Source organism: Massilia antarctica (assembly GCF_015689335.1).
In the GTDB taxonomy this organism is placed as follows: Bacteria; Pseudomonadota; Gammaproteobacteria; order Burkholderiales; family Burkholderiaceae_D; genus Telluria_A; species Telluria_A antarctica.
In genome coordinates this window covers 3,362,869-3,388,699 of sequence record NZ_CP065053.1, presented here as the reverse complement: position 1 = coordinate 3,388,699, position 25,831 = coordinate 3,362,869, and the positions used below count along the sequence as shown (strand labels likewise).

Below are 25,831 nucleotides of genomic sequence, written 5' to 3'. Positions count from 1 at the left end.
CAATCGTAATGAATAAGATGAATTGGCCTGGCGGTGCAGGAAAAAGTACAAGCATTGCATACAGGGCGGCGGATCGGCCGCAAGCGGTCAGCGCAGCGGCGTGTTAGCGCTGCGCTCCGGTAGCGCGGCCGCTTGTCGGCCGCGCCCTGACGGATCAGCCTTTGACGACTTTGACCAGCTCCACGCGGCGGTTCTTCGCGCGGGCTTCGTCGCTGCTGTTGTCGGTCAGCGGTTTTTCGGCACCGTAGCCCGCCGCGCTCAGGCGGGTGCCCTCGATGCCATCGCTCACCAGGGCCTGCACCACGGCCTGCGCACGTTCGCGCGACAGGGTGACGTTGCGCGCCTTGTCGCCCACGTTGTCGGTGTGGCCTTCGACCGACAGATTGAGCGCGCTTTCCTTTTTCATCAGCGCGGCGATTTCATCGACCGCCGGCTTGCCGTCCGGGCGAATGGCCGCCTTGTCGGTGTCGAAGTTAATGTACAGCGCGATGCGGCCCTTGCTGTCGAGTTCCGATTTCATGACGGCGGAAGTGACCATTTTCACCGACGACGCGGTCTGCTTTTCTTCGATGGAGACGATGCGCACGCCGCCGTCGTTGATCATCACGACCATCCATTTGCGGCCCGTCGGCGTCGGAATAAAGTAGACGTCGTAGCTGCTGGAGTTTCCATGGAAATTCAGTTTCTTATCCAGGACATAGGAGTCGCCGCCATTGGCCGCCACGAAGTTCTCATTATCCGGCGTGGTGGTATTGACCTTGACGCCGCCCATATCCACCGCTGCCTTGACGTAATCGCGCTGGGCCTGGAATTTCGAAATCTTGGCATCCGACAGATGGAACGACATCAAGCGGAAGCGCCCTTCGACCGTATGGATTTTGTTACCGACGATCAGGTGCAACTGGTCGAAGTCGGATTCCGTGGTCGACTGAAACGCTTCGCCGACGCTGGCCGGATAATCGATAAACGGAAATGGCGGCAACGGCTTGGTGATGACCGGGATTTTATCGAGGCCGGCGTCGGCCGCGGCACCGGCGGCGGCCGGCGCTGGCGTCGCTGCCGCCACTGGCGCCGGTGCGGGCGCCACGGGGGCCACCACGGCCGGTGCGGCGGCCACCGGCGCCTGGGCTGGTGCGGCAGGCGGTTTCGGCTTGCATCCGGTCACGGCGAAGGCAAGCGAGATCGAAAGGCAAAGAGCGGCGTTGAGTTGTTTGGTCATGTCGGTCAGTCGGAACAAAAAGAATCGGCCTGCGGTGCAGGGGGGAAATATGATGATTACATAAAAACAAGGCGATCATACACTGGCGTTATTTCAGCCGAAGCGGCAATCGCAGCGGCGTTTTACCGTTTGGCTTTGGCTGCCCGGACAGGCACGCTCCCAAGGCACCGGCATTAGTCTGCCAGTGCCGCGGGGTGCGTGGCCGCCGCGCGCCGCTGGCGTCAGCTTTTCACGACCTTGACCAGCTCGACACGGCGGTTTTTCGCGCGGTTCTCTTCGCTGCCGTTATCCACCAGCGGCTTCTCCGCGCCGTGGCCGGTGGCATTCAGGCGGGCGCCGTCGATGCCGTCGCTCACGAGGGCCTGCACCACGGCCTGCGCGCGTTCACGCGACAAGCTGACGTTACGGGCCTTGTCGCCAACATTATCGGTATGCCCTTCGACGGACAAGTGCAGCGCCGTTTCTTTCTTCATCAGCGCGGCGATTTCATCGACCGCCGGCTTGCCGTCCGGACGAATCGCTGACTTGTCGGTGTCGAAATTAATGTAGAGGGCGACGTGGCCCTTGCTGTCGAGTTCCGATTTCATGACCGCGGCGGTCACCATCTTGACCATCGATGCCGTCTGTTTTTCTTCGATCGACGTGACGCGCACACTGTTTTCATTGGCCATGATCAGCATCCATTTGCGGCCGGTCGGGGTCGGGAAAAAGTAGCTTTCGTAGCTGTAATTCTCGTTCGGGTAATCCAGGGTCTTTGCCATGGCATCGTTGAAAACGCCATTCACTTTCTGGAACGCCTCGTCTTTCGGCATGCTGGTATTGATCTTGACGCCGCCCATATCCAATGCCGCCTTGGCGTAATCGCGCTGTGCCTGGAAGCGCGATACCTTGGCATCGGCCAGTTCGAACACCAGCCGCCGGAAACGCCCTTCGACGGCCTGCACCTTGTTACCGACGATCAGGTGCAACTGGTCGAAATCGGAGGCCTTGGTTTGCTGCTTCGATTCGCCGATGTTTTCCGGGTAATCGACAAACGGGAACGGCGGCATCGGCTTGCTGATGACCGCGATTTTATCGAGGTCGACGTCGGCGCTGGCGGACACGGGCGGCGGCGTTGCGGCCACCGGCGCTTGCACCACGGCGGGCGCCGCAGCGGCGGGGGCGCTGGCGACGGGCGCCGGTACGGGTTCGACCGGTGCTTTCGGCTTGCATCCGGTGAAGGCAAAGGCGAGCGAGATCGACAGGCAGAGAGCGGCGTTGCGTTGTTTGGTCATGGCGGGCAGTGGGACAAAAAGGGATCGGCCTGACAATGCAGGAAAATGTATAACGATTCCATAAAAACAAGCAAATCATACACGGGCGCTGATCCGTCGCAAGCGGTAATCGCGGCGCCGTTTTACCGGCCAGGGTTGATGTCGCGGCGAACGCGGGCCGGGGCCGCGCGGCGGGCGGTCGATGGTATGATGACGCCCCGAATGCGCGGCCGCCGGCCCGCTCCCACACTCACATGGCCAATATGGACCCGTATAAAGTTCTCGAAGAAGCCCGGCCGATGCTCGATGCGGTGCTGGCCCAGGCCGGACTCGTTGCGCCGGGCGAACCGCTCGATCTCGATTCGCTGCGCGCACCGTTCAGCCAGTGGCTGCAGGCGCAGACGGTGGGGCGCGAGGATCTGGGGTTTTTCGTCGGCCTGGTGGGCGCGTTCATTTCACAGTATCTGCTCGATACGGCGGATGCGTCGGTGCAGGTCGACGGTGAACGGATCAAGGTGCGGGTGCCCTTCGCCGGTGGTACGGAGCGTCAGTTCGATCCGTATGCGGCCGCGTCAAGCCTGATTCTCAACAAAGCCAGCGTGGCCGATTTCCTGGCCAGCGTCTGCGCGTAAGCGTGCGCGGCCCGGCTCAGCGCCCGGGCGCATGCAGAGGTCCTGGAAGTGCGGCATGCTGGCGCTGGCGGCTTTAGGCGTCATCGCCTCCCTCGGCCTGCCCCGTTACCCTTAGCCGTAGTGCGTTTGAATCGCGTCGACATACTTTGGAACATTGATCGCGTAAAAACCCGAGCTGTTGATGTTATTGAACTCAATTACCTTCAACCCTTCCTCGGTTAGGCCCACATCCATGACGAACGACTGCGCCGGGGTCCATGTGTCGATCACGCTGCGGGCATAGTCGAGGACATCGTCTTCCACGTCGGGCGATATCTCCGCGCGGCCGCCGATGCGGTACACCGAGCCGGTCACCACCTCGCGGTTAACGATGAACAGGCGATATTCGCGATAAATCGCCTTGACCGGCGAGACGACGACGTCGATCTTTTGCAGGTGGGCTTTGGCCGGATCACGCCGCCAGTCGGCGAGCGTATCGCTGTCCATCACCATGCCGTCGAAGGCCTTGTTATCTTCGGCCGGGCGGATGAAGAACTTCGCCAGGTGGCCGCTGCGTACGTCGGCCAAGGTGCCGGACTCGATGTCGTGGTTCAGCAGCCGGGAACCGAGTTGGGCGAGCCAGATATCGAACTTGAAATTCTCGTTCAAGAAGCTGCCGGGAACCCAGCCCTTGTCGCGTGCGATCCTGGCGAGCTTGATGGCGCCGCAGACATAAACCTTCCCTGCCGGGTTCACATCGGGAGCCATGTCGAACGTCCCGTTGGGAATCGCCACCGGCGTATAGGAAATGCCCAGCGTATCGAGCGCATTGACCAGCAACTGGTAATTGCCCGGCTTGAAAATACTTTGTTGAATCACCCAATGCATGACGGTTCCAGATAAACGTTGAAGCCCACGGCCGCCAGTGTCGCAGCCTCTTCAGCGCAAGGCAACAAAAACCGTGCTCGCTGGAACAACGCGGACAGTGCGACTGCCTGTGGGTTCCGCCCGTCGGCGTAAAATCAGGTCCACTGCAAGCGCTGTCGCTCGCATTCACGGATGATCCACTTTCTCACCTCCCTCACCGACAAAAGGAGACCACGCATGCCTGCGCTCACGCCTGATCGTTTCATGAAGGAAGAAGGCTCCCCCGAAGGATTGGCTGAACCCAACCAGACGCTCTGGATTTCGGAGGCCGGCGGGTTGACGCAGTTTGGCGCCTTCGTGGAAGTGCTGCAGCCGGGCACGCGCTCGTCGATCAAGCACTGGCACAGCGCGGAAGATGAAATGGTCTACGTCCTGGAGGGCCACGTGACAGTGGTTGAAGGCGATACCGAAACCATCTTGAAGCCCGGCGACGCGGCCACCTTCCGTGCGGGTGTCGCGGTCGGCCACTTTCTTTGGAATCGCAGCGCGTCGCCCACGCGCTGCCTGGTGGTCGGCACCCGCGCTCCGGTCGACAGGATCAGCTATCCCGACCACGACCGGGTATGCCAGCGCGACCGCTCGCTGCCTGACGACATCTGGATGAACGCGGCGGGAGAACCCGCATCGAGTCCCTATTGACGATGGATCGATTCGGCGGCACGCACAGCAGCGGCGTGAAGGGAGGCGCAGCGCGGCCCGGATGTCGGGCGCAGCCGCTTTACATCCGGTAACTCAACCACGCGCCATATCCTGGCCGCATACGCTATGATAACAAATTGTTATCAGCAGCCATCGCTGTTGGCTGGCTTGTATCGACCGCTGCGCAGCTTGCGCGGTCGCGCTTTTGGAAGAGGTTTGCATGGGTGTAGTCGTCGAAAAAATAGCCGGGGCCAAGGCAAGCGTCCCGGCCCAGTTTGGATTCATCAATTTATTGAAAGTCATCGCGGCACAATTGATTGTGCTGCACCACCTGGCCTTTTACGGCCCGATGGCGGACTACGCGCGGCCCCTGATGCCCGATGTGATCGATTGGCTGGGTTCATTCGCGCGCATTGCGGTGCAGGTCTTCCTTGTCATTGGCGGATTCTTGGTCGCCAAATCCCTGTTCCCGAAAGGCCAGCCAGGCTTGATCAATCCGCTCGGGACCGTGTGGCGGCGGTATGCCAAGCTGGTGCCGCCGTTTATGGTGGCGATGCTGTGCGCCGTTGCCGCTTCCGCCCTGGCCAACCGGTGGATGACGCACAATTCCATCTCTCCCCCTCCCGATTTTCTGCAACTGGCCGCGCATGCGCTGCTGCTGCAGGGCGTGCTCGGTTACGACTCCTTGTCGGCGGGCGCGTGGTACGTCGCGATCGATTTCCAGCTGTATGCCGTGGTGGCCGTGCTGGTCTGGCTGTGCGGACGGTTTTCGGGCGGCGGCTTGCGGCCGTGGTTGATGCCTGCCGTGATTGTCATCGGCATCAGCATGTCCCTGTTGTACTTCAACCGCGATCCCAACTGGGATGACTGGGCGCCCTACTTCTTCGGTAGCTATGGACTGGGCATCATGGCCTGGCTGGCGAGCGATCCGACACGGCGGCCGCAGGTGGTTGCGCTGCTGGTGGCGATGATCGTGCTGCCGACCTTGATCGCGCTGGCACTCGACTTCCGCCTGCGCATTGCGGTGGCGCTGGCGGTGGCCTGCGTTCTGTTTTTGTTCGGCCGTGCGCGCACGGGATCGTATTCGCACTGGGGCATGGCGGCGATTAATCGTCTCGCGCAGATTTCCTATTCGGTATTCCTGATCCATTTCCCGGTCTGTCTGGTGATGAATGCGGCGTTTGCCCATTTCGTGCCGCCAGAGCCGCATTATCAGGCGCTGGGCATGCTGGCTGCCTGGGCTGCGAGCCTGATGGCAGGCGCTGTGTTTTATCGGTGCGTGGAGCTTCCGCTGGGACGCGTCTTGCAATCTGTAACCGAGGCACCTGCGACGCGCACCGCATTCATGTAATCAGGCGGATCAATCCCGGCCGAGCACGGCCCGTTCTATCGTGGCGATATCGATTTTCTTCATCGTCATCATGGCATCGAACGCGCGCTTGGCTGCGGCGCGGTCTGGGCCGAATACCGCTTCGGTGAGGGCGCGTGGAGCAATTTGCCAGGATAATCCCCAGCGGTCCTTGCACCAGCCGCATTCGCTTTCCTGCCCGCCATTGCTGACGATGGCGTTCCACAAGCGGTCGGTTTCGGCCTGGTCGTCGGTCGCGATCAGGAACGAGAAGGCTTCGCTGTGCTTGAAATGCGGGCCGCCGTTCAGGCCCAGGCAGGCAATGCCGGCGACGGTGAACTCGACCGTGAGGACATTGCCCTCTTTGCCAGCGGGATAGTCGCCCGGTGCGCGGTGGATGGCATGGACTGCGCTGTCGGGGAAGGTTTCTGCGTAGAAGTTTGCGGCGTCGACGGCGTCGCCGTCGTACCACAGACAGATTGTGTTCTTGCTGGGCATTTAGTGGCTCCTGAACGGAAGAGTGAAAACCCGGCTCCATTGCCGCGAGAAAACCAAAGCCGTATGAGGGGACCTCGGTCGGTCGGATGGGACTAATGCCGTGGCGACGATTCGTCAATGGCCTACATTCTGGCATACTCCAGCGAGTGCGCAGCAGTCCTTTCGATGGGACTGCGCTCACGGCGCCGACTACATGTATGAAACGAAAGAAACCCTTGCTAAAATGATTGCGTGGCGATTAAATATCCTCAGGTAGATCCACCCAAATGGTCTGCCGACCGTCGCGATTCGATACACGAGCTGAGCAATTGAAGACATCGTATTCGGTTAAATTTCCGGAAACAACAGCCGCGCGAAATTCTCTCGCGATATATTTCGACAGATAGCCTATGTCGGTGCCGTCTACTTTCACAGAAACCTTACCGTCCGAACCAAGGACTAGCTGAGTTACAAGTTGACTGTTTAGTCCACTCACTCTGGGGTCAAAAATTCCCGCGATCGCGTCCTGATTTGCGATCGCTCCAGCGACTTCAACAGCATATTTCCCCGGCCCGTCGATCTCGAATGCTTTTACAGGCGTAAGTTCGATTCCAGTGCGATGCCACTCGTGTTCGTCCGTACCAATCTTTGCCGTAAGTCGTTCCTGCAGGTCCGCTCCAACGCGGCGAAAGCCTAACAATCGTGCTGCCACTCGGATCAGTTGCCCTTCAGCCCCGCCAGCATTCTCCTCCCGTGCCAGTCGCAGAGCTTCACCGATTTCAAGCGCCGAAATACTTTTGGCTTTTAATGTGGCGCCGCTTTCTTCAGATCTGTCTCTAACGGGAGGCACCTTGGACTGTGCAACGGTGAACCAGAACGCACCATCCGACAAGAGATCAACATCGTTTCTCTTCGCCTCGGCCAGTGCCGAGTCTGTAAGCGCGACGATTCTCGAGCCCGCCTTCTCCTTTCCAAAACACGCGGCAAGCCGCCTCGCTGCCTCCTCTACATGAATTGGACCCTCGGCCTCTACGATACGTCTAACAAGCGCTGCCAACGCTGCGCCCCCAACCTCATGCGGTTCCTGTTGACCGACCACCGGGAAATTGGCTCGCTGATACGCTGGCATTTTCTTTACAACGACGGCTGGAATTTCGAACACAGCGGGCTTAGCTGCAACGTGGTCCACAGATACTGGTCGAGCACGATTGGCACCATTGATTCGTACGCCTGCCGTAGAAATCGTACGTGCTTCTTGAAGCGCCGCCCGCAAGCGTTCAATCTCCGCTTGACGGTTATAGAACCAATCGGTACTCCATATCCGGTGAAAACGCCATCCCAAATGCTCCAGGACATCCTGCCGCAGACGGTCACGCTCGCGAGCCCACAAGGCGCTGTGGTACGTTGCACCATCACACTCGATTGCCAAGACATATGTCCCCGGGCTTTCCGAATGGCGAATTCCCATATCGATTCGAAAACCCGCAGAGCCAACTTGAGGATCAACAAGATATCCCAGGCTCCTAATCACATCAGCGACATCTTCCTCGAACGGACTTTCAGCCGCCTCGCCCGTCGGAACAGCATCTAGCATTCGGCCGTCTCTCGCAAACTCCAGAAAGCGCTTTAAGATGCGCGCGCCGTCGCGGCTTACGCGGCCCGGGTCGATATCGCCTGGATCAAAAGAAGCGAACACTTCACATCGCACGCGTGCCCGGGAAAACAGAACGTTCAGGCGCCGCTCGCCCCCTTCTTGGTTCACGGGCCCGAACGTCATACTGGCGAGTCTGCCGCCGGGAATAACGGGGCCATAGCAAACGCTAATGAGAATAACGTCACGTTCATCCCCTTGAACGTTTTCAATATTTTTGACGAACACGTCTTCTGCCTGCCCCTCCCGGAGGAATTCGTCGAGGATGGAATCAGTGCGGCGTGAAAATTCAAGCAATTCAGTGACGAGACTTCGCTGCGCCGTGGAAAACGTAACGATGCCAAGCGATTGATCTGGATGAAGACGAGCGTGCTCTGCTACCCGGGCCACGATAGCTGCGCCCTCGCCGCGGTTGTCCCGCTTCCCGCCCTTGTCATATACCCCATTGACTCGTGTGAAACACAGTCCGTATGCGGGGTCGTCCTGCAAAGGCGATGGAGGAAGAATGAGTTTGTTCTCATAGAATTCGTGATTCGATACCATGATCAGCGACGGATCCCGCGAACGGTAGTGCCACTGCAGCATACGAGACGAAAGTCCGCGCGCCTCGCAGAGACTGAGAATGCTCTCCATCAGGCCAACCTTCGCTGCGCTATCAAGGAGGTCAGCCTCCCCCTCCTCTCCATCATGCTCGTCGGTTTCATCAGCAAGAATCCGGTCAAAAAATGAGGACGGTGGCAACTGTTTTTGATCACCCACGACTACAATTTGCTTGGCGCGAGCAATTGCCCCTAATGCATCCTCTGGGCGCACCTGCGACGCCTCGTCAATCACAAGAAGATCGAAACTTAAGGCTCCTGGTGGAATAAACTGCGCAACCGAGATTGGACTCATCAGAAGGACTGGCTTGATTCGCTGAACTGCTGTCCCTGCGCTCGCGAACAATTTACGAAGGGCGATGTGCCCGCGTTTTTTACCTATCTCGCCCCGGATAACCTTCATTTCGCCCATGGCACCCATTGGGACTTGGCCTAAATGCTCTGCTCTGATAGTAGTTACATTCTCCGCAAGCCGCTCGCGCTCTAATTGGGCAAAAGTAATTACCAATTCATGGCGCTTTTCGTGCGCCAGGTCGCGTAGCAGCGACGAGGACTCCCGGGCGACTTGCCAAAGGCGTTCTGCACGCGCATAACGCAGCTCTACGACTGCTGATTGACCGTTCAGTTGTCCGGATTGCATGCGTAGCGCGAGTTCAGTCAAGCCCGCGTTGACAAGGCGACTATGATGCAACGCCAATCTTGCCCAGCCAGCATACCGTCCTGTAGACCGTGCCATCGCGTCAAACCTTCGCGCAATATTGCCTAGATCTGCGCTGCCAATTTCTGCACTGCCCAACAACTGCTCATCGAGCCGCAAGATATCAACTGCATCAGCTATGACACGGCGGGCAACTGGCTCCGATTCATTAAGCTCCCGGCGCATATTCGCCAATAACTCATGGTTCTGAGCCAAGGCCAACAAGGGTTCGTGAGGGATGCGCCTAGCAGCAACAGATACCTTTTCACACCAAGTTAGCGCAGCCAGTGCACGTGCAAAATCCGTCTGCTCGCCACGCCACGCGCTACCAATCGCAGCCGCACAGAATTCTTCATCCCCCCCCCAACGTGCTCTTGACGAAAAAATGTGTGAGAGTCGGTCTACCAGCTCAACACGTTCGTTCGCCATTTTTGGAATTGCAAAGCGAAGTAAACCTGCAAGCTCGCGGGATGCGGCTCGATATGCACTACCCCAACGACAAAGAAAAGAGTCAATTCCGCCGACTAATGGACCTCGCAACGCATCAGGTGGGGTCGTGAATGCCGATTCAACATATGTCTGCTCTGCAGCGATTCGCGCAGTACGCCATGCGTCACCAACCTCAAGCGCCTGTCGAAGTCTGGGAATGTCAGAAACTAACAGAATCGATCTCGCAATTTCCACAGTTCCGGCAGGCAGCCCATCAAGGCTGGTGAGGACCTCTGAAATGAAAGAAGCGGACTGCATCGCATTAGGAACCATCAGGTGTAACGCTGCAACTGATGTTTGTACGGCCTTCTCCAGCCGAATGGCTGCCTGATTTGCTGTGGTGAGCAGCGTCGCAAGGCGAGCCAGATCAACAGGCTGAAGATCAAGATTCTGCGTCCCCGCGAATGGATGCTGCTCGACACACCCCTCCTCCGCCAAAAGTTCACCATAACGCGACAAGACTCCAACGGCATGACGTTCCTGCTCCTGGGTCATCGTGGCGAGGCTCAAACTTTCGATACTTGGCGGCGGTGCCCCTTTACCGATAAAGCGCATTTGAAGACTCAACACTGCAAACGGAGTGGCGCCGGTGTTCCCTATTTGAGAATGAAGCAATTCGCTAAAAGCGTTCAGTTTGTCGCGAGACTTGGTGAGTGCCAAAGGCGGGGCAGGCAGCGAAGGTATTGCTGATGCAGCGTTCAACGTGCGGGCAAGTTCTGCGAGCAAGGCTGTTTTATTTGCGGTTCTAGAGTGAAGCTCCAGGCAGATGTCGCGTAGTCCCACTTTAACGAGACGGTCGTGTACGACGGAGAGTGCGGCCATTTTCTCCGCAACGAAAAGCACACGCTTCCCTTCTTTGACTGCTGCTGCAATGATGTTCGTAATTGTCTGTGACTTACCAGTGCCTGGCGGCCCTTGGACGACGAGATTGCGCCCTGCCCTCACCTCCTCGATAACGCGTGCCTGTGAGGCATCAGCATCGACGACATGAAACATCTTCGCCGGCGGTAGCGCATCATCCAAGCGCTCACTGTCGTGAAAAAGTGGTGACTCAGATTCAAATCCTTCGTATAGAAGACCGCGTGTGAGAGCATGATCGGCGATCGCCCCTTCCGGCCACATTTCGATTGACAGGTCGCGATACATGAGCAGTTTGGAGAACGAGAAGAATCCCAGCTGTATCCCATTCCGATCCAGCTTCCAGTTCTTTTGGCTAACGATGAGCTCGTCAATTTGTTTGAAGTAACTTGAAGGAGCCCACCCTTCGTCGATTTCGATTTCGGGAAGCTGAATACCAAAGTCGTCCTTAAGACGCTGCTGGAGCGGAAGATTTGTTATCACATCCTCATCTCTACTCCGAATATCGTAAATTGACGTGCGCTGATTGCGGACCAGCTCAACTGGCAAAAGTACAAGAGGCGCCTCTCGTCCCACCGCAGACGACTTGTCCTCAAACCAAGTAAGGAAACCTAGTGCCAAATATAGGATATTGACGCCTGAGTCCTCTTCAGCGGTTTGCGCCTCGCGCGCGATCTTCAAAAGTCGCTTTTGCAGCGCATCTGGTCCCATTCGTGTTTCAAGTTGTTCATCGGTGGCGCGGTCGGTATCGAAACCTTCTTGGCCGACGTCGGCCAAAGGAACTCCAGTCTTGTCGTCTTCGCGGTCACGGGCGATCCCCAGAAATCGCATAGTTTTTTTCTTCGAAAGAATGGCATAGACATCGTCTGATCGTTCGTTTACCATATTCACCACGTTACCGCGGGCATTCGCACGGTTAACATGAACCAGTCGATTTTTTGTTCCGGTCTCTACCAACCGCTTGCGGGTGTCATTAAACAAACGGACGAGAGCGGCTCTTGCCGCTAGATCTATCGGTTTCACATCGTTGATATCGGTTGCCATCTCATCGTCCCTTTTTGAATACGTGTTTGTTTAGCAGCCTCAGCTATTGTTCGAACGGTCAGAGATGTGACAAGGCGGTGGTTCTCAACCTGTCCGTGTGATCATAAGGACTATCGAGATTGGTGAGCAAGATGCGCTCTTCCTCTTTTTTTTCGTTAAACTGACCGATTGCAAGTTTGATGGCGTTATTGAAACGAAGGCGGCATATCGGTGTGCGGTTATTGTCGTCAAGTAGGATTGCGCAGTAACTTAACGCATCAAGCATGACTACACGATGTGAGCCAACGACTTCTCGAGGAATCGAACGAACGATGTGAGAACCTTCGACTTCTGCGGGCGTCGTAACGATCCCGGACTTGTCGACTGGCGCCACTGCGGGAATTAGGTCCTTCGTTGCACGGATACGCGTAGACAATGCTCTCAACCGGTCGATCCAATCCATAATTTTTCTCCCGAAACATGTTTTGCGTTAAACCATGCCTTTCAGGCTAACATAGTTTCAATTGTTAAATATCACTAAAAATAACAATTGTGAAAAGCTTGTCGTCATTGCGTTTAATACGACAGATTTGCCGATATAAATTCTCCATGCACTCCACTAATTACTGGCAGAGATGCTTGCGGTCTAATGGCGCTGCTTGGTCGATATCATCCCCTGAAGGGGAAATTATCCCAGCGCAACATTCCCGAGAAAGCCGGGGTTAGCCTGCAGACCATTGACTATCTTGGGGTGATGAATTTTCAGAATGAACAGCCCTGGTCTCACGAGTCCCAGCACCCTACATGCGTGTGAAAGGACTGGATTGTGGGGGGCAAAAGCGTGCAGACGACAAAAAACCCGCGCTCTCACTGGGAGAAACGCGGGCTCTTGGAGCTTGCCTGACTTCTTGGTACCTATTCTTGGCGGAGAGACGGGGATTCGAACCCCGGATAGGCTATGAACCTATACACGCTTTCCAGGCGTGCGACTTCAACCACTCATCCATCTCTCCTGCATTACATCTCCGCCTTCGCGAAGCCGCAGATTATAGCAAAAATTCCGTGGGGTATGAAGAAAATTTCGCGCGCCCTTACGAGGCTTCCTTCAACTGCTCCAGGATGGCCGGATTTTCCAGGGTCGACACATCCTGCGTGATGGTCTCGCCCTTGGCCAGCACCCTCAGCAAACGCCGCATGATCTTGCCCGAACGGGTCTTGGGCAAGTTGTCGCCGAAGCGGATTTCCTTCGGCTTGGCGATCGGCCCGATTTCCTTGGCCACCCAGTTGCGCAGCTCCAGCGCCAGCTTCTTCGCCTCTTCCCCGGTCGGCCGCGCCTGCTTGAGCACCACGAACGCGCAGATCGATTCGCCGGTCGTGTCGTCCGGCTTGCCTACCACTGCCGCCTCCGCCACCATCGGATTGGCCACCAGCGCCGATTCGATTTCCATGGTGCCCATACGGTGGCCCGACACGTTGAGCACGTCATCGATGCGCCCCGTGATCGTGAAGTAGCCAGTATCCTTGTTGCGGATCGCGCCATCGCCCGCCAGGTACATCTTGCCGCCCAGCTCATCCGGGAAGTAACTGCTCTTGAAGCGTTCCGGATTGCCCCAGATGGTGCGGATCATCGACGGCCACGGCCGCTTGACCACCAGGATGCCGCCCTGCCCGTTCGGTACGTCCGCACCGGCCTCGTCGACGATCGCGGTCATGATGCCCGGCAGCGGCAATGTGCACGAGCCCGGCACCATCGGTGTCGCGCCCGGCAGCGGGGTGATCATGTGGCCGCCCGTTTCGGTCTGCCAGAAAGTATCGACCACCGGGCAGCGTTCGCCACCCACGTTCTTGTAGTACCACATCCAGGCTTCCGGATTGATCGGCTCGCCCACCGAACCGAGCAGGCGCAGGCTGCTCAAATCGTACTTGGACGGATGCACGCTCGGATCGACATCGGCCGCCTTGATCAGCGAACGGATCGCCGTCGGCGCCGTATAAAAGATGCTGACCTTGTGCTTGGCGATATTGGCCCAGAAGCGCCCGGCGTTCGGGTAGGTCGGGATGCCTTCAAACACGACCTGCGTGGCGCCCACCGCCAGCGGGCCATAGGCAATGTAGCTGTGGCCGGTGACCCAGCCGATATCGGCGGTGCACCAGAACACGTCCTGCGGCTTGATGTCGAAGCTCCACTTCATGGTCAGCGCGGCCCACAGCAGGTAGCCGCCGCTGGCATGCTGCACGCCCTTGGGGGTGCCGGTCGAACCGGAGGTGTACAGGATGAACAGCGGATGCTCCGCATTGACCCATTCCGGCTCGCACTCGGCCCCCTGGTCGGCCACCAGTTCGTGCAGCCACAGGTCGCGCCCTTCGGTGAAGGCAATCTTGCCGCCGGTACGCTTATAGACGATCACATTCTTGATGCTCTCGCAGCCGCCCAGCGCCAGCGCTTCGTCGACAATGCTTTTCAGCGGCAGGTGCTTGCCGCCGCGCAGTTGCTCGTCGGCCGTGATGACGGCCACCGCGCCGGCATCGATGATGCGCTCCTGCAAGGATTTGGCGGAAAAGCCGCCGAACACCACCGAATGGGTGGCGCCGATGCGCGCGCACGCCTGCATGGCGGCCACGCCTTCGATCGACATCGACATGTAAATAATGACGCGGTCGCCCTTCTTGATGCCGCGCGCCTTGAGCCCGTTGGCGAACTTGCAGACCCGCTCGTACAACTCCTGGTAGGTCGCGCGCGTGACGGTGCCGTCGTCCGCTTCGAAAATGATCGCGGTCTTGTCGGCGTTGCCATTCTTGAGGTTGCGGTCGAGGCAGTTGTACGACACGTTCAGCTCGCCGTCATCGAACCATTTATAGAACGGTGCATCGGTCTCGTTCAGGGTCGACGTAAACGGCTTGTGCCACTCGAGATTTTGGCGCGCCAGGCGGGCCCAGAAACCTTCGTAATCAGCGGCCGCTTCCGCGCACAGCGCATGGTAGGCATCCATCCCGGAAATGGCGGCGTTGGCCACGAAGTCCGGCGGCGGCGCAAATACGCGGCTTTCCTGCAAGCCTTGATTGTCCTGCTGGGTGGAATCTGTTGCTGCCATGCTGATCTCCATTGGTGGTGTTGTTTTGCTAAAACCATAGTCCCGCTCGCTTACTGCGCCCTTACATGACACATCTGCGAAGAAGTTCGATGGGACATTAAAACATGGATAGCGCCATCAAGCGGTATGGTCACTTGCATTAACGACAAGATCAATGAGCACTGCATGACAATCGCCTGTGGTTTGCGGCAGATCAATACGCCGGCGGACCGAGGCCGCCCTCTGCAGCCGGGCCAAGCGCTGGTAAAATGACGCAGCGAAAATTTTTGTCTTACTCAGGAGCCAAGCATTCATGTCTGAACCGATTTCACCCAAAGTGCCTCAGAAATTGACGCCCTTGAATAAGCTCATTTTCATGAGCCGCTGGCTGCAGTTGCCGCTGTATCTGGGCCTGATCCTGGCGCAGTGCGTGTATGTCTTCCATTTTTGGGTGGAACTCAAGGACTTGATCGGCGCCGCGCTCGGCAACGAAGCGGCGCTGCAACACATTCTCGACGCGGTCACCGTGCCGGGCACGAAGCCGGCCACCAAGCTCAACGAAACGACCATCATGCTGGTGGTGCTCGGCCTGATCGACGTCGTGATGATCTCCAACCTGCTGATCATGGTCATCGTAGGCGGCTACGAAACCTTCGTCTCGCGCATGAACCTGGAAGGCCATCCCGACCAGCCAGAGTGGCTCTCGCACGTGAACGCTTCCGTGCTCAAGACCAAGCTGGCCATGGCGATCATCGGCATTTCATCGATCCACCTGCTCAAGACGTTCATCAATGCCGACGCGTACGACCCCAAGACCTTGATCGCGCAGACGGTGATCCACATCGTGTTCCTGCTGTCGGCGCTGGCGATCGCCTATACCGACCGCATCATGATCGGCACCCAGAACCTGTCCAAGAACCCCCACTAAGCCTACGAGAAACTCATGACTATCATCAAGCAGGAAGACCTGATCGAATCGGTTGCCGCCGCCCTCCAGTACATCAGCTACTACCACCCGGCCGATTACATCGCCCACCTGGCGCGCGCCTACGAGTCGGAAAAGAGCGATGCCGCCAAGGATGCGATCGCCCAGATCCTGACCAATTCGCGCATGTGCGCCGAGGGCAAGCGCCCGATCTGCCAGGATACCGGCATCGTCAATGTATTCCTGAAAATCGGCATGGGCGTGCGCTTCGAAGGTTTCTCCGGCACCGTCACCGACGCCGTCAACGAAGGCGTGCGCCGCGCCTACAACTTCGACGACAACAAGCTGCGCGCCTCGATCGTGGCCGATCCCCAGTTCGAACGCAAGAATACCAAGGACAACACGCCGGCCGTGGTCCACATGGAACTGGTCGAGGGCAATACCGTCGACGTCAAGGTCGCGGCCAAGGGCGGCGGCTCCGAGAACAAGTCCAAGTTCGTCATGCTCAACCCATCCGACTCGCTGGTCGACTGGGTCATGAAGACCGTGCCGACCATGGGCGCGGGATGGTGTCCGCCGGGCATGCTCGGGATCGGCATCGGCGGCACGGCCGAGAAAGCCATGCTGATGGCCAAGGAAGTGCTGATGGATGACATCGACATGTACGAGCTGAAACTGCGCGGCCCGCAGAACAAGACCGAGGAACTGCGTATCGAGCTGTGCGACAAGATCAATGCGCTGGGCATCGGCGCCCAAGGCTTGGGCGGCCTGACGACCGTGCTCGACGTCAAGATCATGATGCATCCTACCCATGCGGCCTCCAAGCCGGTGGCGATGATTCCAAACTGCGCCGCCACCCGCCACGCGCACTTCGTGCTGGACGGCTCGGGCGCGAGCTACATCGAACCGCCGGCGCTGTCGAGCTGGCCTGACGTGCACTGGACCCCGGATACCGAGAAATCGCGCCGGGTCGACCTCAACACGCTCACGAAGGAAGAAGTCGCCTCGTGGACCCCGGGCCAGACCCTGCTGTTGAACGGCAAGATGCTGACCGGCCGCGACGCCGCGCACAAGCGCATCCAGGACATGCTGGCCAAGGGCGAGGAACTGCCGGTCGACTTCAAGAACCGCGTGATCTATTACGTGGGCCCGGTCGATCCGGTGCGCGACGAAGCGGTCGGCCCGGCCGGTCCGACGACCGCCACCCGCATGGACAAGTTCACCGACATGATGCTCGAAAAAACCGGCCTGATCGCCATGATCGGCAAGGCCGAGCGCGGCCCGGCGGCCATCGAATCGATCCAGAAGCACAAGTCGGCCTACCTGATGGCGGTCGGCGGCGCCGCTTACCTGGTGTCGAAGGCGATCAAGAGCGCCAAGGTGCTCGGTTTCCACGACATGGGCATGGAAGCGATCTACGAGTTCGATGTGGTCGACATGCCGGTCACGGTGGCGGTCGACTCCAATGGAACTTCGGTGCACAACACCGGTCCAAAGGAATGGGCAGCCAGGATTGAATCGCTGTCGAGCGTCGGCAAGATTCCTGTCAGCGTGGCCTGAGTGACGAACGAGTGACAAACGCGAGCGTCCCAAGGGTGGCCACGGCGTCGGTTACCGCGCCGATCGGCGTGTTCGATTCCGGCGTCGGTGGCTTGTCGGTCCTGCGCCATATCCGCGCGCAGCTGCCGCATGAGCATTTGCTGTACTTCGCCGATTCCGGTTTTGCGCCGTATGGCGACAAGCCGGAAAGCGTGGTGGCCGAGCGCTCCCTGGCGGTCGCCGGTTTTCTTGTCGCCAACGGCGCCAAGGCGCTGGTGGTGGCGTGCAATACGGCCACGGTGGCGGCCATCAAGGTGCTGCGCGCGCACTATCCCGACATGCCCCTCGTCGGGGTGGAGCCGGGCCTCAAGCCGGCCGCGGCGGCCACGCGCAATGGCAAGGTGGGGGTGCTGGCGACCAAGGTCACGATTGCCGGCGCCAAGTTCCTGCTGCTGCGCGACCAGATCAGCGCCGCCAGCACTGCGCAATTCTTGCTGCAGGGGTGTCCGGGCCTGGTCGACCAGATCGAACTCGGCGACCTGGGATCGGCGCAGATCAGGACCTTGCTGGAGCGGTACGTGGTGCCGCTGCTGGACCAGGGCGCCGATACCTTGGTGCTGGGCTGCACGCACTACCCGTTCGTGCTGGCCACGCTTGGCCAGGTCATTGCCGCGGCGACGTCGCGCGACATCGTGCTGATCGACACCGGCGACGCGGTGGCGCGGCAACTGGCGCGCCTGCTGGGTGCCGCCGGCTTGCTCAATCAGGGCAACGCCGCCGGCGCGGTGCCTGACCTCAGCCGCGCGGCCGCTGGTGCCACTGGTGCGGAGAGTGCGGCTGGTTCCCATGTCGCCGTCACCGCCGCTGGCATGGGCGCCGCACCGACCCTCCAGGGCTATACCAGCGCCAGCGCAACGGCGTTGTCGCTCGCGTTTGCCAACTTGCTGGGCATCGATGCGCCCGTGCGCGAAGTGGTAATTTGAAAATATTTCGCGTTACGCGCATTTTGATTTGCCAGTTCGCTCAGATGTTTGTATAATCTTTTTCTGTTCAGGAAGCATCTGAACAAAATGCAGATTCGATGGTGGCTGTAGCTCAGTTGGTAGAGTCCAGGATTGTGATTCCTGTTGTCGTGGGTTCGAGCCCCATCAGCCACCCCATCGTTCGCATTGAAATCAAAGACTTCTACGTGACATCGCATTGCATGACGCGACTCCGAGAGCGGTTCTCTAAATTTCCCAACGATATGGCCACCTTCGAGGTGGCTTTTTTAATGCGCGCGCGTTGGTGCGTGGGCAGGGCAACGAGGCTAGCGCTCAATCCATCCCGCCATCGCTGCGCGTGCAGCGCGCACGGTCCCGGCCCCCTCCTTACCGGCCGCCGACACCCGATCCTCTGGCAGTTCGATACGAGGCGATGCCGCGACGCGCTTGCTCGCAGTCCGCCATCGCCCTTCCCCCGCACATTCGGGCAGCGCCCCCCCCGTTCCAACATGGCGGATTGCTCGCCCACCCGGCGTTCGATAGCGCGTTCTTCCGCGCTCGCCCTACGCCCCGGGCGCGGCATCGATCAGGCGGCGGTAGCCGGCGATGCCCTCTTCGACCGCGTAGCCGGCCTTGATCGACTCCACCGCCCGCGCCCGCAGCGGCACGCAGCGCGCGGGCTCGCGCAAGGCCCGGCTGACGGCGCCGGCAATCGCGTCCGTATCGAAAAAATCGACCAGCACGCCATTCTCGCCGTCGCGGATGATTTCCGTCACCGGCGCCGTGTCCGATCCGATCACCAGGCAGCCGCAGGCCATCGCTTCGAGCATCGACCACGACAGCACAAACGGATACGTGAGGTACACATGCGCGGCCGAGACCTGCAGCAGGTCGCGGTAGCGCGCGTAGGCGATGCGGTCGAGGAAATGCACGCGATCCGGATCGACAGCGACCTCGGCCAGCATCCTGGCGCGCCAGCTCTGGCCATCGGCCGGGCGCGCACCGTAGCTGACGTCGGACCCGCCGGCAAGCACGATGTCGCATTCCGGATTGTCGGCCAATATCCTGGGCAGCGCGCGCATGAAGGTGTGAAAGCCGCGGTAGGGTTCGAGGTTGCGCGACACATACGTTACCACCGGGTCGCCCGGACGCAGTACTTTGCCGTTCGGCAGAGTGAACGCGGCGTCGGGATTCGGGCACAGGTAAGCGGTGTCAATCCCCTCGTGGATCAGCGCGATCTTGTCATGGTAGGGCTTGGGGTGCAGGCTTTTCTGCCATGCGGTTGGCGCCACGGCGATGTCGCATCCTTCCAGGTTGAGCAATTGCAGCGCGTTCTTCGCGCGCACCCGCGCGCGGTCGTCTATGGTGCTGGGAAACTCCGGATCGAAGCCGACATCGGCGTTGTCCGTGTGATAGTAGAACTCGGAAAAATGCACCAGCCGCGCATCCGGAAACGCTTCGCGCACGAACATGGTGTCGCCCCAGCCCGGATGGGCGATGATCACGTCCGGCACGAAGCCCTTCTCTTTCATCGACAGCAAGACGCGCAGGCAAGCCTGGCCATGCAGGATGCCGGCCTCGAAGGGCTTGGCGTAGTGGTGGGTTTCCTTGGCCGCGCCGCGGTGCAGCTTGTAGGTCAGGGTGCGCACGTCCGGCAAGCCGGGGCAGCCGTCCTTGCCGATCGCCAGCACCTCGTACGCCGGGTCGCGCGCCAGCTGCGACGCGATGCGCTTGAACTGGCCGGGAAAATTTTGATGAATGAACAGAATGCGGCGCGCGCGCGGCGCGCCGGCAGGCGAAGGCTGGGCTGTTTTCAATGTCATAAAGTCGTGCGCTGGCCTGCAAGATGGAAAGCGAGCATCTTACCAGCCGGGGCCGGTCCGAAAACACGCCAATACGCACGCCAGCCACGCAGCGCGGCCTCGTTCCGCTGCGCGGGCGGAGTGCATCATGACGGTAATGAAAAACAATGCGCCAGCCCTCGTCAATCAGCCGCCGCCTGCGTCGCGCGGCGGCCGGTCGACTACAATACTGATCGTGCCGTCCGGCGCATGTCCATTTCTTAGAGGCCCACACGCATGAGTTACGACCTGATGGTTTTCGCACCGGAAGCAGCGCCCAGGAAGCGCGAGGCTTTCCTGGCCTGGTATGACGAACAAGCCGAATGGGGCGAGGGCCATTCCTACGCCGATCCGGCCGTCGCCAGCCCCGCGCTGCAAAGGTTCTACGCCGAGATCGTGCAAACCTTCCCGGCCGTGCCCCTGGAAGACCTGGCCGGCGAGGATGAGGAAAGTGCCGGCACCGATTACACCATCGGCAAGTCGCTGATCTACATCACGTTTTCGTGGGACCAGATCGACGAAGCGCACGCCACCGTCACCCGGCTCGCCGCCAAACACGGCGTGGGCTTTTTCGACGTCAGCTCCGACATCGCCGAAACCTGGCTGCCGGACGGCAAGGGCGACCTGTATATCGCCCATTCCGACTGAGCTTGCGGCACGTTGCCGGCATCTGCTGGCCGCATGAGGCCACGGTCGGGCACATCACGGTGGCGACCCGCGCGCTGACGGGGCACTTTCCCGCCGATCAGGGCGACGATGCGCTGGTCGCCTGCGTGCTGGTCGCGGCCGGCAAATACCGCAACGGCGCCGCGCGCCACTGGTGCCGCACGCACCAGGCCTACTGGGGCGTCAAGGCGGACCTGGCCGCGCTGGCGCACAGCGGCACGCAGCGCTGCGCACGGCACGCCGGGAAAATGGGCTACGCCCTGCATCCGCCCGTGATCGACCTGGCGGCCTGTGCCAAGGTCACGATCTCCTGCGCCGCCTCTGGCGCGATGGAACTTGCCAGCGTACCCGCGGCAGCCCAGGCAACGCCGTCCGGGCGCTGCGCGGCGGTGGCGATGTGCAGCAGCGACGCCCACGCACTGTTTCCCGGTACCGACATCATCCAGGTCAACATCACCCCGCCCGCCCTGCTGGCATACACCCGGGCGCGCGCCACCGGACAGGCGCTCGGCTGCGTCGACTGCGCGCGCTGCGGCCATCCGCATCTCGACCTGGGCAGCTTTGCGCAAACACAACACCGGCGCCACTACTGCGGCAACTGCGGCAGCGACAGCACCCACAGCCCGGCGCCCATGGTGTCCTCCCCCCTGCACGCGCTCGCCCTGCGTTTCGCCGGCCTGCTGACATTCGCGTAGCTAGCCGCGTTCGGTACGCGCATTTCGAGCATGCATTTTCTTTGCGTGCTATAAATGCAATACAGTAACCAGGAGAACAACATGGACGATGCAGAACGCCGTCACGAAGAACGTCGCCAGGACCTCGAAACCGCAGCGCAATTGCACGAAGCCATTGCATTGCAGCGCGCCTTCGGCAGCGATGCCGCCCAGCGTTTTCTCAAGCTGCGCGGCATTGGCGATGAAGTCTCGCAAAACGCGCTGATCGAAAGCTACGACCGTCGCCAGGCCGCACGCCGCCTGCGCGAGGCTGCGGTCAGCTAGCCTGCCGCGCAGGGGGAGCGCGATTGCCGGGCACTGCCGTCGGCATGCCCGCGACCGCTTGATCGGAGGCGCCCCTGCGCCGCGTAGCTGCCCCACAGGCGCCAGCCTGCGCTGGCGCGGGTCCGGCACGCGCAGAATGTTATTCTTCCCTCAACATCCATTCCTGCCCCCTGAAATTGCTTTTCGGTTCCGCCCTTGTTCTTTTGCTGTCCGCCTGTTCGGAACAACTCGGAAAAAGCGTCGACAGCATGAATCGGCTTTCAAGCAAGGCCGCCGACGCTGCGCTTGAGACACCGGCAGCGAGGCGCTACATCGCCACCTGGCACGAGCTGCTGCTTGAAGCGCCGAGGGCCGATCTGTAGACCCGGCCGGTGCGATGCCGTCCCGCGCGCATTGCCGCTGCACGATTTCCTGGGCCGCCACCATGGCGGCGCGGGCCCGGATTTGATCGCATCGTACCCGTCGCGATTGAATGGGAACGCCACCCCGGGAGCGCAGTCGAACCGGGGAAAAGGCAAAACTGCAGGGTGTTTTCGAGAAGCTTTATCCACGCACCGAATTGAACTATTCACAAGCCAGCTGGGCGCTTCCACTATAATGCGCGTGTTGTCGGCATTGTTTTTTACTTAATTTTTCCTGGAGACAGTCATTCAAACCAATTTGCATACCGCGCACGCGGGCGCCCTCGCCTACCGGCCCGATATCGATGGCATGCGTGCGCTGGCGGTCATCGCCGTCATCCTGTTCCACGCCTGGCCGACCTGGTTCGCTGGCGGCTTCGTGGGCGTCGACATTTTCTTCGTCATTTCCGGCTTCCTGATTACCTCGATCCTGATTTCGCAGCTCGAAAAGGGCAAGTTCAGCATCGCCGATTTTTACGTGCGCCGCATCCGCCGCATTTTCCCGGCCCTGACAGTCGTCATGCTGGCCACCCTCGCCTTCGGCTGGGTGGTTCTGCTGCGCGGCGAATTCCAGCAGATCGGCAAGCACGCCGTGGCCGGCACCACCTTCGTGTCGAACCTGGTGCTGTGGAACGAAGCGGGCTACTTCGACAATGACGGCATCACCAAGCCCTTCCTGCACCTGTGGTCGCTCGGGGTCGAGGAACAGTTCTACATCCTGTGGCCGCTGATCCTGTGGCTGGTGTTCTCGCGCAAGCTGCGCTTCCTGTGGGTGGCCGGCGTCATCTTCGTGATCTCGATGAGCGCCAACGTGCTGCTCGTGAGCGACCATCCGGTGGCCGCGTTCTTCTCGCCGCTCACCCGCTTCTGGGAGCTGATGGCCGGCGGCGTGGTCGCCTGGCTGAACCTGCACCAGGCGCAGCGCTTCGAACGGCATGGCACGGCGCTGTCCCTGGGCGGCGCGCTGCTGCTCGGCCTGGCGTTCTGGCTGACCAATGCGCAATCGCTGTTCCCCGGCTGGTGGGCCATGCTGCCGGTCGGCGGCGCCTGCATGCTGATCCTGGCCGGCAAGAATGGCTTGCTGAACCGCCTGCTGCTCAGCCGACGCCTGCCCGTCGCGATCGGACTGATCAGCTATCCCCTGTACCTGTGGCACTGGCCGCTGCTGTCCTACGGCCATATCATCTACGGCCAGAAGCCGCCGACGCTCCTCAAGCTGGCCCTGATCGGCGCCGGTTTCGTGCTGGCCTGGCTCACCTGGCGCCTGGTCGAAATCCCGCTGCGCGAACGGCGCGACCGCAACCGCGTGACCTGGTCGCTGGGCCTGGGCATGGTCGCCATCGCCGTGCTCGGCCTGACGATCAGCACCAGCCTGCTGCGCGAACGCATCGATACCCACGGCGCCGAGTCTTACCTGGCGGCCCTGAACGATAGCCAGTTCCCCGGCCCGACCCTGGCGCCGATGCGCTACGAGGGCGTGGTGTTCCAGAAGGCGCTCAGCCGCGGGCCGGGCCTGACCGTGTTCCTGGGCGACTCCGTGATGCAGCAGTACGGCCCGCGCATCGAACATGCGGTGGCCAGCGATCCGGCGCGCTTTAGCAGCGTCATCTTCGCCACGGCCGGCGGCTGTCCGCCGATCGAGAACACGGTGCGCCTGCCGCAGATCCGCTTCCCGCTGTGTCCCAAGACGGTGAGGGCTGCCTACGCACTGGCCAACAGTGCGCAAGTCGACACCGTGGTGGTGGGCGCGGCCTGGTACGGCTATTTCAATGCCGGCCAGCGCGAACTGCTGTTCGAAAAAGGCGGCGTCAGCAAAGCCTTCCCGGCGCCCGACGCCCAGGAACTGGCTTACGCCTCACTGCACGACAGCCTGGCCACCTTGCGCAAGAACGGCAAGCGCGTGTTCCTGGTGCTGCAACCGCCGGCCGGCGCCGCCTTCGATCCGCAATCGATGTACACCGGCTCGCGTTTCGGTTCCATCGCGCCGCTGCCCAAGGTCCCCGCCTTCGACCTGGCCGACTACCGCCAGCGCAACGCCGCGCCGCTGGCGCGCCTGACCGCGATTGCCGCCGACACCGGCGCCATCGTCATCGAACCGGCCCAATTCATGTGCAAGGATAATCTCTGCCCCGTGCTCGACGACAGCGGCGCGCCGCTGTACACGGACACCATCCACATGCGTCCCGCCTACAGCCGGCGCGCCGCCAGCTTCCTCGATCCGACCATGCTGCGCGCCCCGGCAGGCGCCAGCGCGGCCACGCGGACCCAGCCGACAGCCCAGGCCAGCCCGCCCCCGGCCGGCTGACCCCGCGTCAACCTTCGGCGGTCCCGCCCGGCACGGCGGGGCCCGCCATCCGCAGGCGCCAGCCCAGCAGGCGCCATCCGGCCCAGGCCGACAGCACGGCGCCCAGCCCCAGCACCAGGCGCGTATCGGCCAGGGTCAGCACCGACCCGGCCAGGGCCATGACGATATTGGCCAGGCAAAACGTGGTCGACAGCAAACCCATCACCGCGCCCTGCCCCAGCGCGCCGAAACGCTCCGCGCACCAGCCCGGCACGATGGCGTTATAAAACGCATTCGGAATGCCGAACAGCACGATCGCCGCCAAGCCCACCCACACATTGCCCAGCGCCAGCGCGGCGATGGCGGCGGCGCCGCCGCAGGCGCTCCAGGCGGCCCGCCGCAGCGGTGCGATGCGGCTCGGGCGACCGGCGAACACGGCCGTGAAAGTCATCACTGCGCACAGGCCGGCCGTGATCCAGGCGATGCCGGGCGCGCCGTAGCCGGGAAATTCCACCAGCCACAAGGGATAAAACTCGTAAAAGGCCGTCACCCCGCAGGTATAGGCGAACTGGACGATGAACAGTGTGCGCAGCTCGGCATGGCGCAGCAGGTGGAATGCATGCTGGTGGCGCGCCACCTGCCACCACGAGGTCGTGGCAAGCGAGGCGGCCTCGCGCGGCAGCACCGCCGCCACCAGCGCCGTAGTCAGCACCAGCGCGCCGGCCGCGATCCAGAACGGCACGGTGATACCCAACACCACCGTGGCGCCAGCCAGCAGCGGCCCGGCCAGCCAGCCCAAATAGAAAGCGCCGTTCAGCCACGACAGCGCGCGCACGCGCAGCTCGCCGTCGAGGCGGTCGGCCAGCATGGCGCGCACCACGGCGCCGTTACCTTCCAGGAGGCCAGTGCCGAAGCGGGCCAGGATAAACAGCGGATACGATTCGAGCAGCAGCGCCAGCGCCGTCAGCACATGGCCGAGGGCGGCGCCGAAGGTGGTGAGCATCAGCAGCGGACGGCGGCCGTAGCGGTCCGACAGCGGGCCGAGCAGGGTATTGCCGATCAGCAGGCCGAGCGGATTGATGGTCAGGGCCAGGCCGAACAGCATCTTGGGCGGCAGGCCGAGGAAGGCGTTCAGGCCATTGCCGGCGCCCGCCGCGAACAGGGGCGGCAGGATGGGATAGGGCAGCGCGGCGCCGATGGTCGAAAACAGGCCCAGCAAACAGGCAGCGGCAATGAGGAGTTTGGTGTGCATGCGCGCGACCATACATGCGCGAGCGACATATGTAAACTGGGCCGGTGGCGAGCGCCAGCCCGGCTGCGCGGCTGAAACAA

19 protein-coding genes and 2 tRNA genes are annotated in these 25,831 nt (G+C 60.9%); 11 read left to right on the top strand and 10 right to left on the bottom strand.

The window, feature by feature from the left end; genetic code table 11:
• Nucleotides 1-154: 154 nt before the first annotated feature.
• A complete protein-coding gene (locus IV454_RS15255; RefSeq protein WP_206092122.1) occupies nucleotides 155-1,219 on the bottom strand; it encodes an OmpA family protein in 1,065 nt (354 codons plus the stop codon).
• A gap of 221 nt (nucleotides 1,220-1,440) precedes the next feature.
• The gene (locus tag IV454_RS15250; RefSeq protein ID WP_206092121.1) at nucleotides 1,441-2,493 is read right to left on the bottom strand and encodes an OmpA family protein; all 1,053 of its coding nucleotides are present in this window, start codon (nucleotides 2,491-2,493) and stop codon (nucleotides 1,441-1,443) included.
• A gap of 233 nt (nucleotides 2,494-2,726) precedes the next feature.
• Here IV454_RS15250 and IV454_RS15245 point away from each other — a divergent pair, with 233 nt between their 5' ends.
• Nucleotides 2,727-3,104 carry a hypothetical protein gene (locus tag IV454_RS15245; protein ID WP_206092120.1) on the top strand — a complete coding sequence of 126 codons (378 nt, stop codon included), beginning with the start codon at nucleotides 2,727-2,729 and terminating at the stop codon, nucleotides 3,102-3,104.
• Nucleotides 3,105-3,215: 111 nt separating this feature from the next.
• Here IV454_RS15245 and IV454_RS15240 read toward each other — a convergent pair whose 3' ends face one another.
• Nucleotides 3,216-3,971: an ATP-grasp domain-containing protein gene (locus IV454_RS15240; RefSeq protein ID WP_206092119.1), complete on the bottom strand. Its 756-nt coding sequence runs from the start codon at nucleotides 3,969-3,971 to the stop codon at nucleotides 3,216-3,218.
• 216 nt (nucleotides 3,972-4,187) lie between these two features.
• Here IV454_RS15240 and IV454_RS15235 point away from each other — a divergent pair, with 216 nt between their 5' ends.
• Together IV454_RS15235 and IV454_RS15230 are read left to right on the top strand one after the other, a co-directional pair.
• Complete coding sequence (locus tag IV454_RS15235) at nucleotides 4,188-4,649, top strand: cupin domain-containing protein (protein ID WP_206092118.1); 462 nt, start codon at nucleotides 4,188-4,190, stop codon at nucleotides 4,647-4,649.
• Nucleotides 4,650-4,869: 220 nt separating this feature from the next.
• On the top strand, nucleotides 4,870-6,000 hold the full coding sequence (locus tag IV454_RS15230; protein ID WP_206092117.1) for an acyltransferase family protein: 1,131 nt from the start codon (nucleotides 4,870-4,872) through the stop codon (nucleotides 5,998-6,000).
• A 9-nt stretch (nucleotides 6,001-6,009) separates the two neighbouring features.
• Here IV454_RS15230 and IV454_RS15225 read toward each other — a convergent pair whose 3' ends face one another.
• From IV454_RS15225 to acs, 5 genes are all read right to left on the bottom strand, one after another.
• Nucleotides 6,010-6,495: a VOC family protein gene (locus tag IV454_RS15225; RefSeq protein WP_206092116.1), complete on the bottom strand. Its 486-nt coding sequence runs from the start codon at nucleotides 6,493-6,495 to the stop codon at nucleotides 6,010-6,012.
• Nucleotides 6,496-6,733: 238 nt separating this feature from the next.
• On the bottom strand, nucleotides 6,734-11,812 hold the full coding sequence (locus IV454_RS15220; protein ID WP_206092115.1) for a DUF3320 domain-containing protein: 5,079 nt from the start codon (nucleotides 11,810-11,812) through the stop codon (nucleotides 6,734-6,736).
• Nucleotides 11,813-11,870: 58 nt separating this feature from the next.
• Nucleotides 11,871-12,254, bottom strand: a complete 384-nt coding sequence (locus IV454_RS15215; RefSeq protein ID WP_206092114.1) for a hypothetical protein — start codon at nucleotides 12,252-12,254, stop codon at nucleotides 11,871-11,873.
• Between the two features lie 459 nt (nucleotides 12,255-12,713).
• Nucleotides 12,714-12,804 (bottom strand) — tRNA-Ser (locus IV454_RS15210).
• Between the two features lie 78 nt (nucleotides 12,805-12,882).
• Complete coding sequence (gene acs / locus IV454_RS15205; RefSeq protein WP_206092113.1) at nucleotides 12,883-14,883, bottom strand: acetate--CoA ligase; 2,001 nt, start codon at nucleotides 14,881-14,883, stop codon at nucleotides 12,883-12,885.
• A 292-nt stretch (nucleotides 14,884-15,175) separates the two neighbouring features.
• On the opposite strand from acs, the gene IV454_RS15200 reads away from it, so the two are divergent.
• From IV454_RS15200 to IV454_RS15185, 4 genes are all read left to right on the top strand, one after another.
• On the top strand, nucleotides 15,176-15,790 hold the full coding sequence (locus tag IV454_RS15200; protein WP_206092112.1) for a TIGR00645 family protein: 615 nt from the start codon (nucleotides 15,176-15,178) through the stop codon (nucleotides 15,788-15,790).
• A gap of 15 nt (nucleotides 15,791-15,805) precedes the next feature.
• A complete protein-coding gene (locus tag IV454_RS15195) occupies nucleotides 15,806-17,347 on the top strand; it encodes a fumarate hydratase (RefSeq protein ID WP_206092111.1) in 1,542 nt (513 codons plus the stop codon).
• Nucleotides 17,348-17,358: 11 nt separating this feature from the next.
• Entirely contained in the window at nucleotides 17,359-18,309 is a 951-nt protein-coding gene (gene murI / locus IV454_RS15190; protein WP_229522259.1) for a glutamate racemase, read from the top strand.
• A gap of 101 nt (nucleotides 18,310-18,410) precedes the next feature.
• Nucleotides 18,411-18,486: transfer RNA gene (locus IV454_RS15185), tRNA-His, on the top strand.
• Nucleotides 18,487-18,872: 386 nt separating this feature from the next.
• On the opposite strand, the gene IV454_RS15180 is transcribed toward IV454_RS15185, so the two are convergent.
• Nucleotides 18,873-20,132: a glycosyltransferase family 4 protein gene (locus tag IV454_RS15180; RefSeq protein ID WP_206092110.1), complete on the bottom strand. Its 1,260-nt coding sequence runs from the start codon at nucleotides 20,130-20,132 to the stop codon at nucleotides 18,873-18,875.
• A gap of 255 nt (nucleotides 20,133-20,387) precedes the next feature.
• On the opposite strand from IV454_RS15180, the gene IV454_RS15175 reads away from it, so the two are divergent.
• The 4 genes from IV454_RS15175 to IV454_RS15160 all read left to right on the top strand — a co-directional run bounded on the left by IV454_RS15175 (nucleotide 20,388) and on the right by IV454_RS15160 (nucleotide 24,520).
• Nucleotides 20,388-20,798: a hypothetical protein gene (locus IV454_RS15175; protein ID WP_206092109.1), complete on the top strand. Its 411-nt coding sequence runs from the start codon at nucleotides 20,388-20,390 to the stop codon at nucleotides 20,796-20,798.
• Between the two features lie 2 nt (nucleotides 20,799-20,800).
• A complete protein-coding gene (locus IV454_RS15170) occupies nucleotides 20,801-21,511 on the top strand; it encodes a hypothetical protein (RefSeq protein WP_206092108.1) in 711 nt (236 codons plus the stop codon).
• 81 nt (nucleotides 21,512-21,592) lie between these two features.
• On the top strand, nucleotides 21,593-21,814 hold the full coding sequence (locus IV454_RS15165; protein WP_206092107.1) for a hypothetical protein: 222 nt from the start codon (nucleotides 21,593-21,595) through the stop codon (nucleotides 21,812-21,814).
• A gap of 660 nt (nucleotides 21,815-22,474) precedes the next feature.
• Entirely contained in the window at nucleotides 22,475-24,520 is a 2,046-nt protein-coding gene (locus tag IV454_RS15160; protein ID WP_206092106.1) for an acyltransferase family protein, read from the top strand.
• A 7-nt stretch (nucleotides 24,521-24,527) separates the two neighbouring features.
• Here the strand turns inward: IV454_RS15160 and IV454_RS15155 are convergent, their stop codons facing one another.
• Nucleotides 24,528-25,751 (bottom strand): MFS transporter, encoded by a 1,224-nt coding sequence (locus IV454_RS15155; RefSeq protein ID WP_206092105.1) that lies wholly within the window; start codon nucleotides 25,749-25,751, stop codon nucleotides 24,528-24,530.
• Nucleotides 25,752-25,831: the final 80 nt, after the last annotated feature.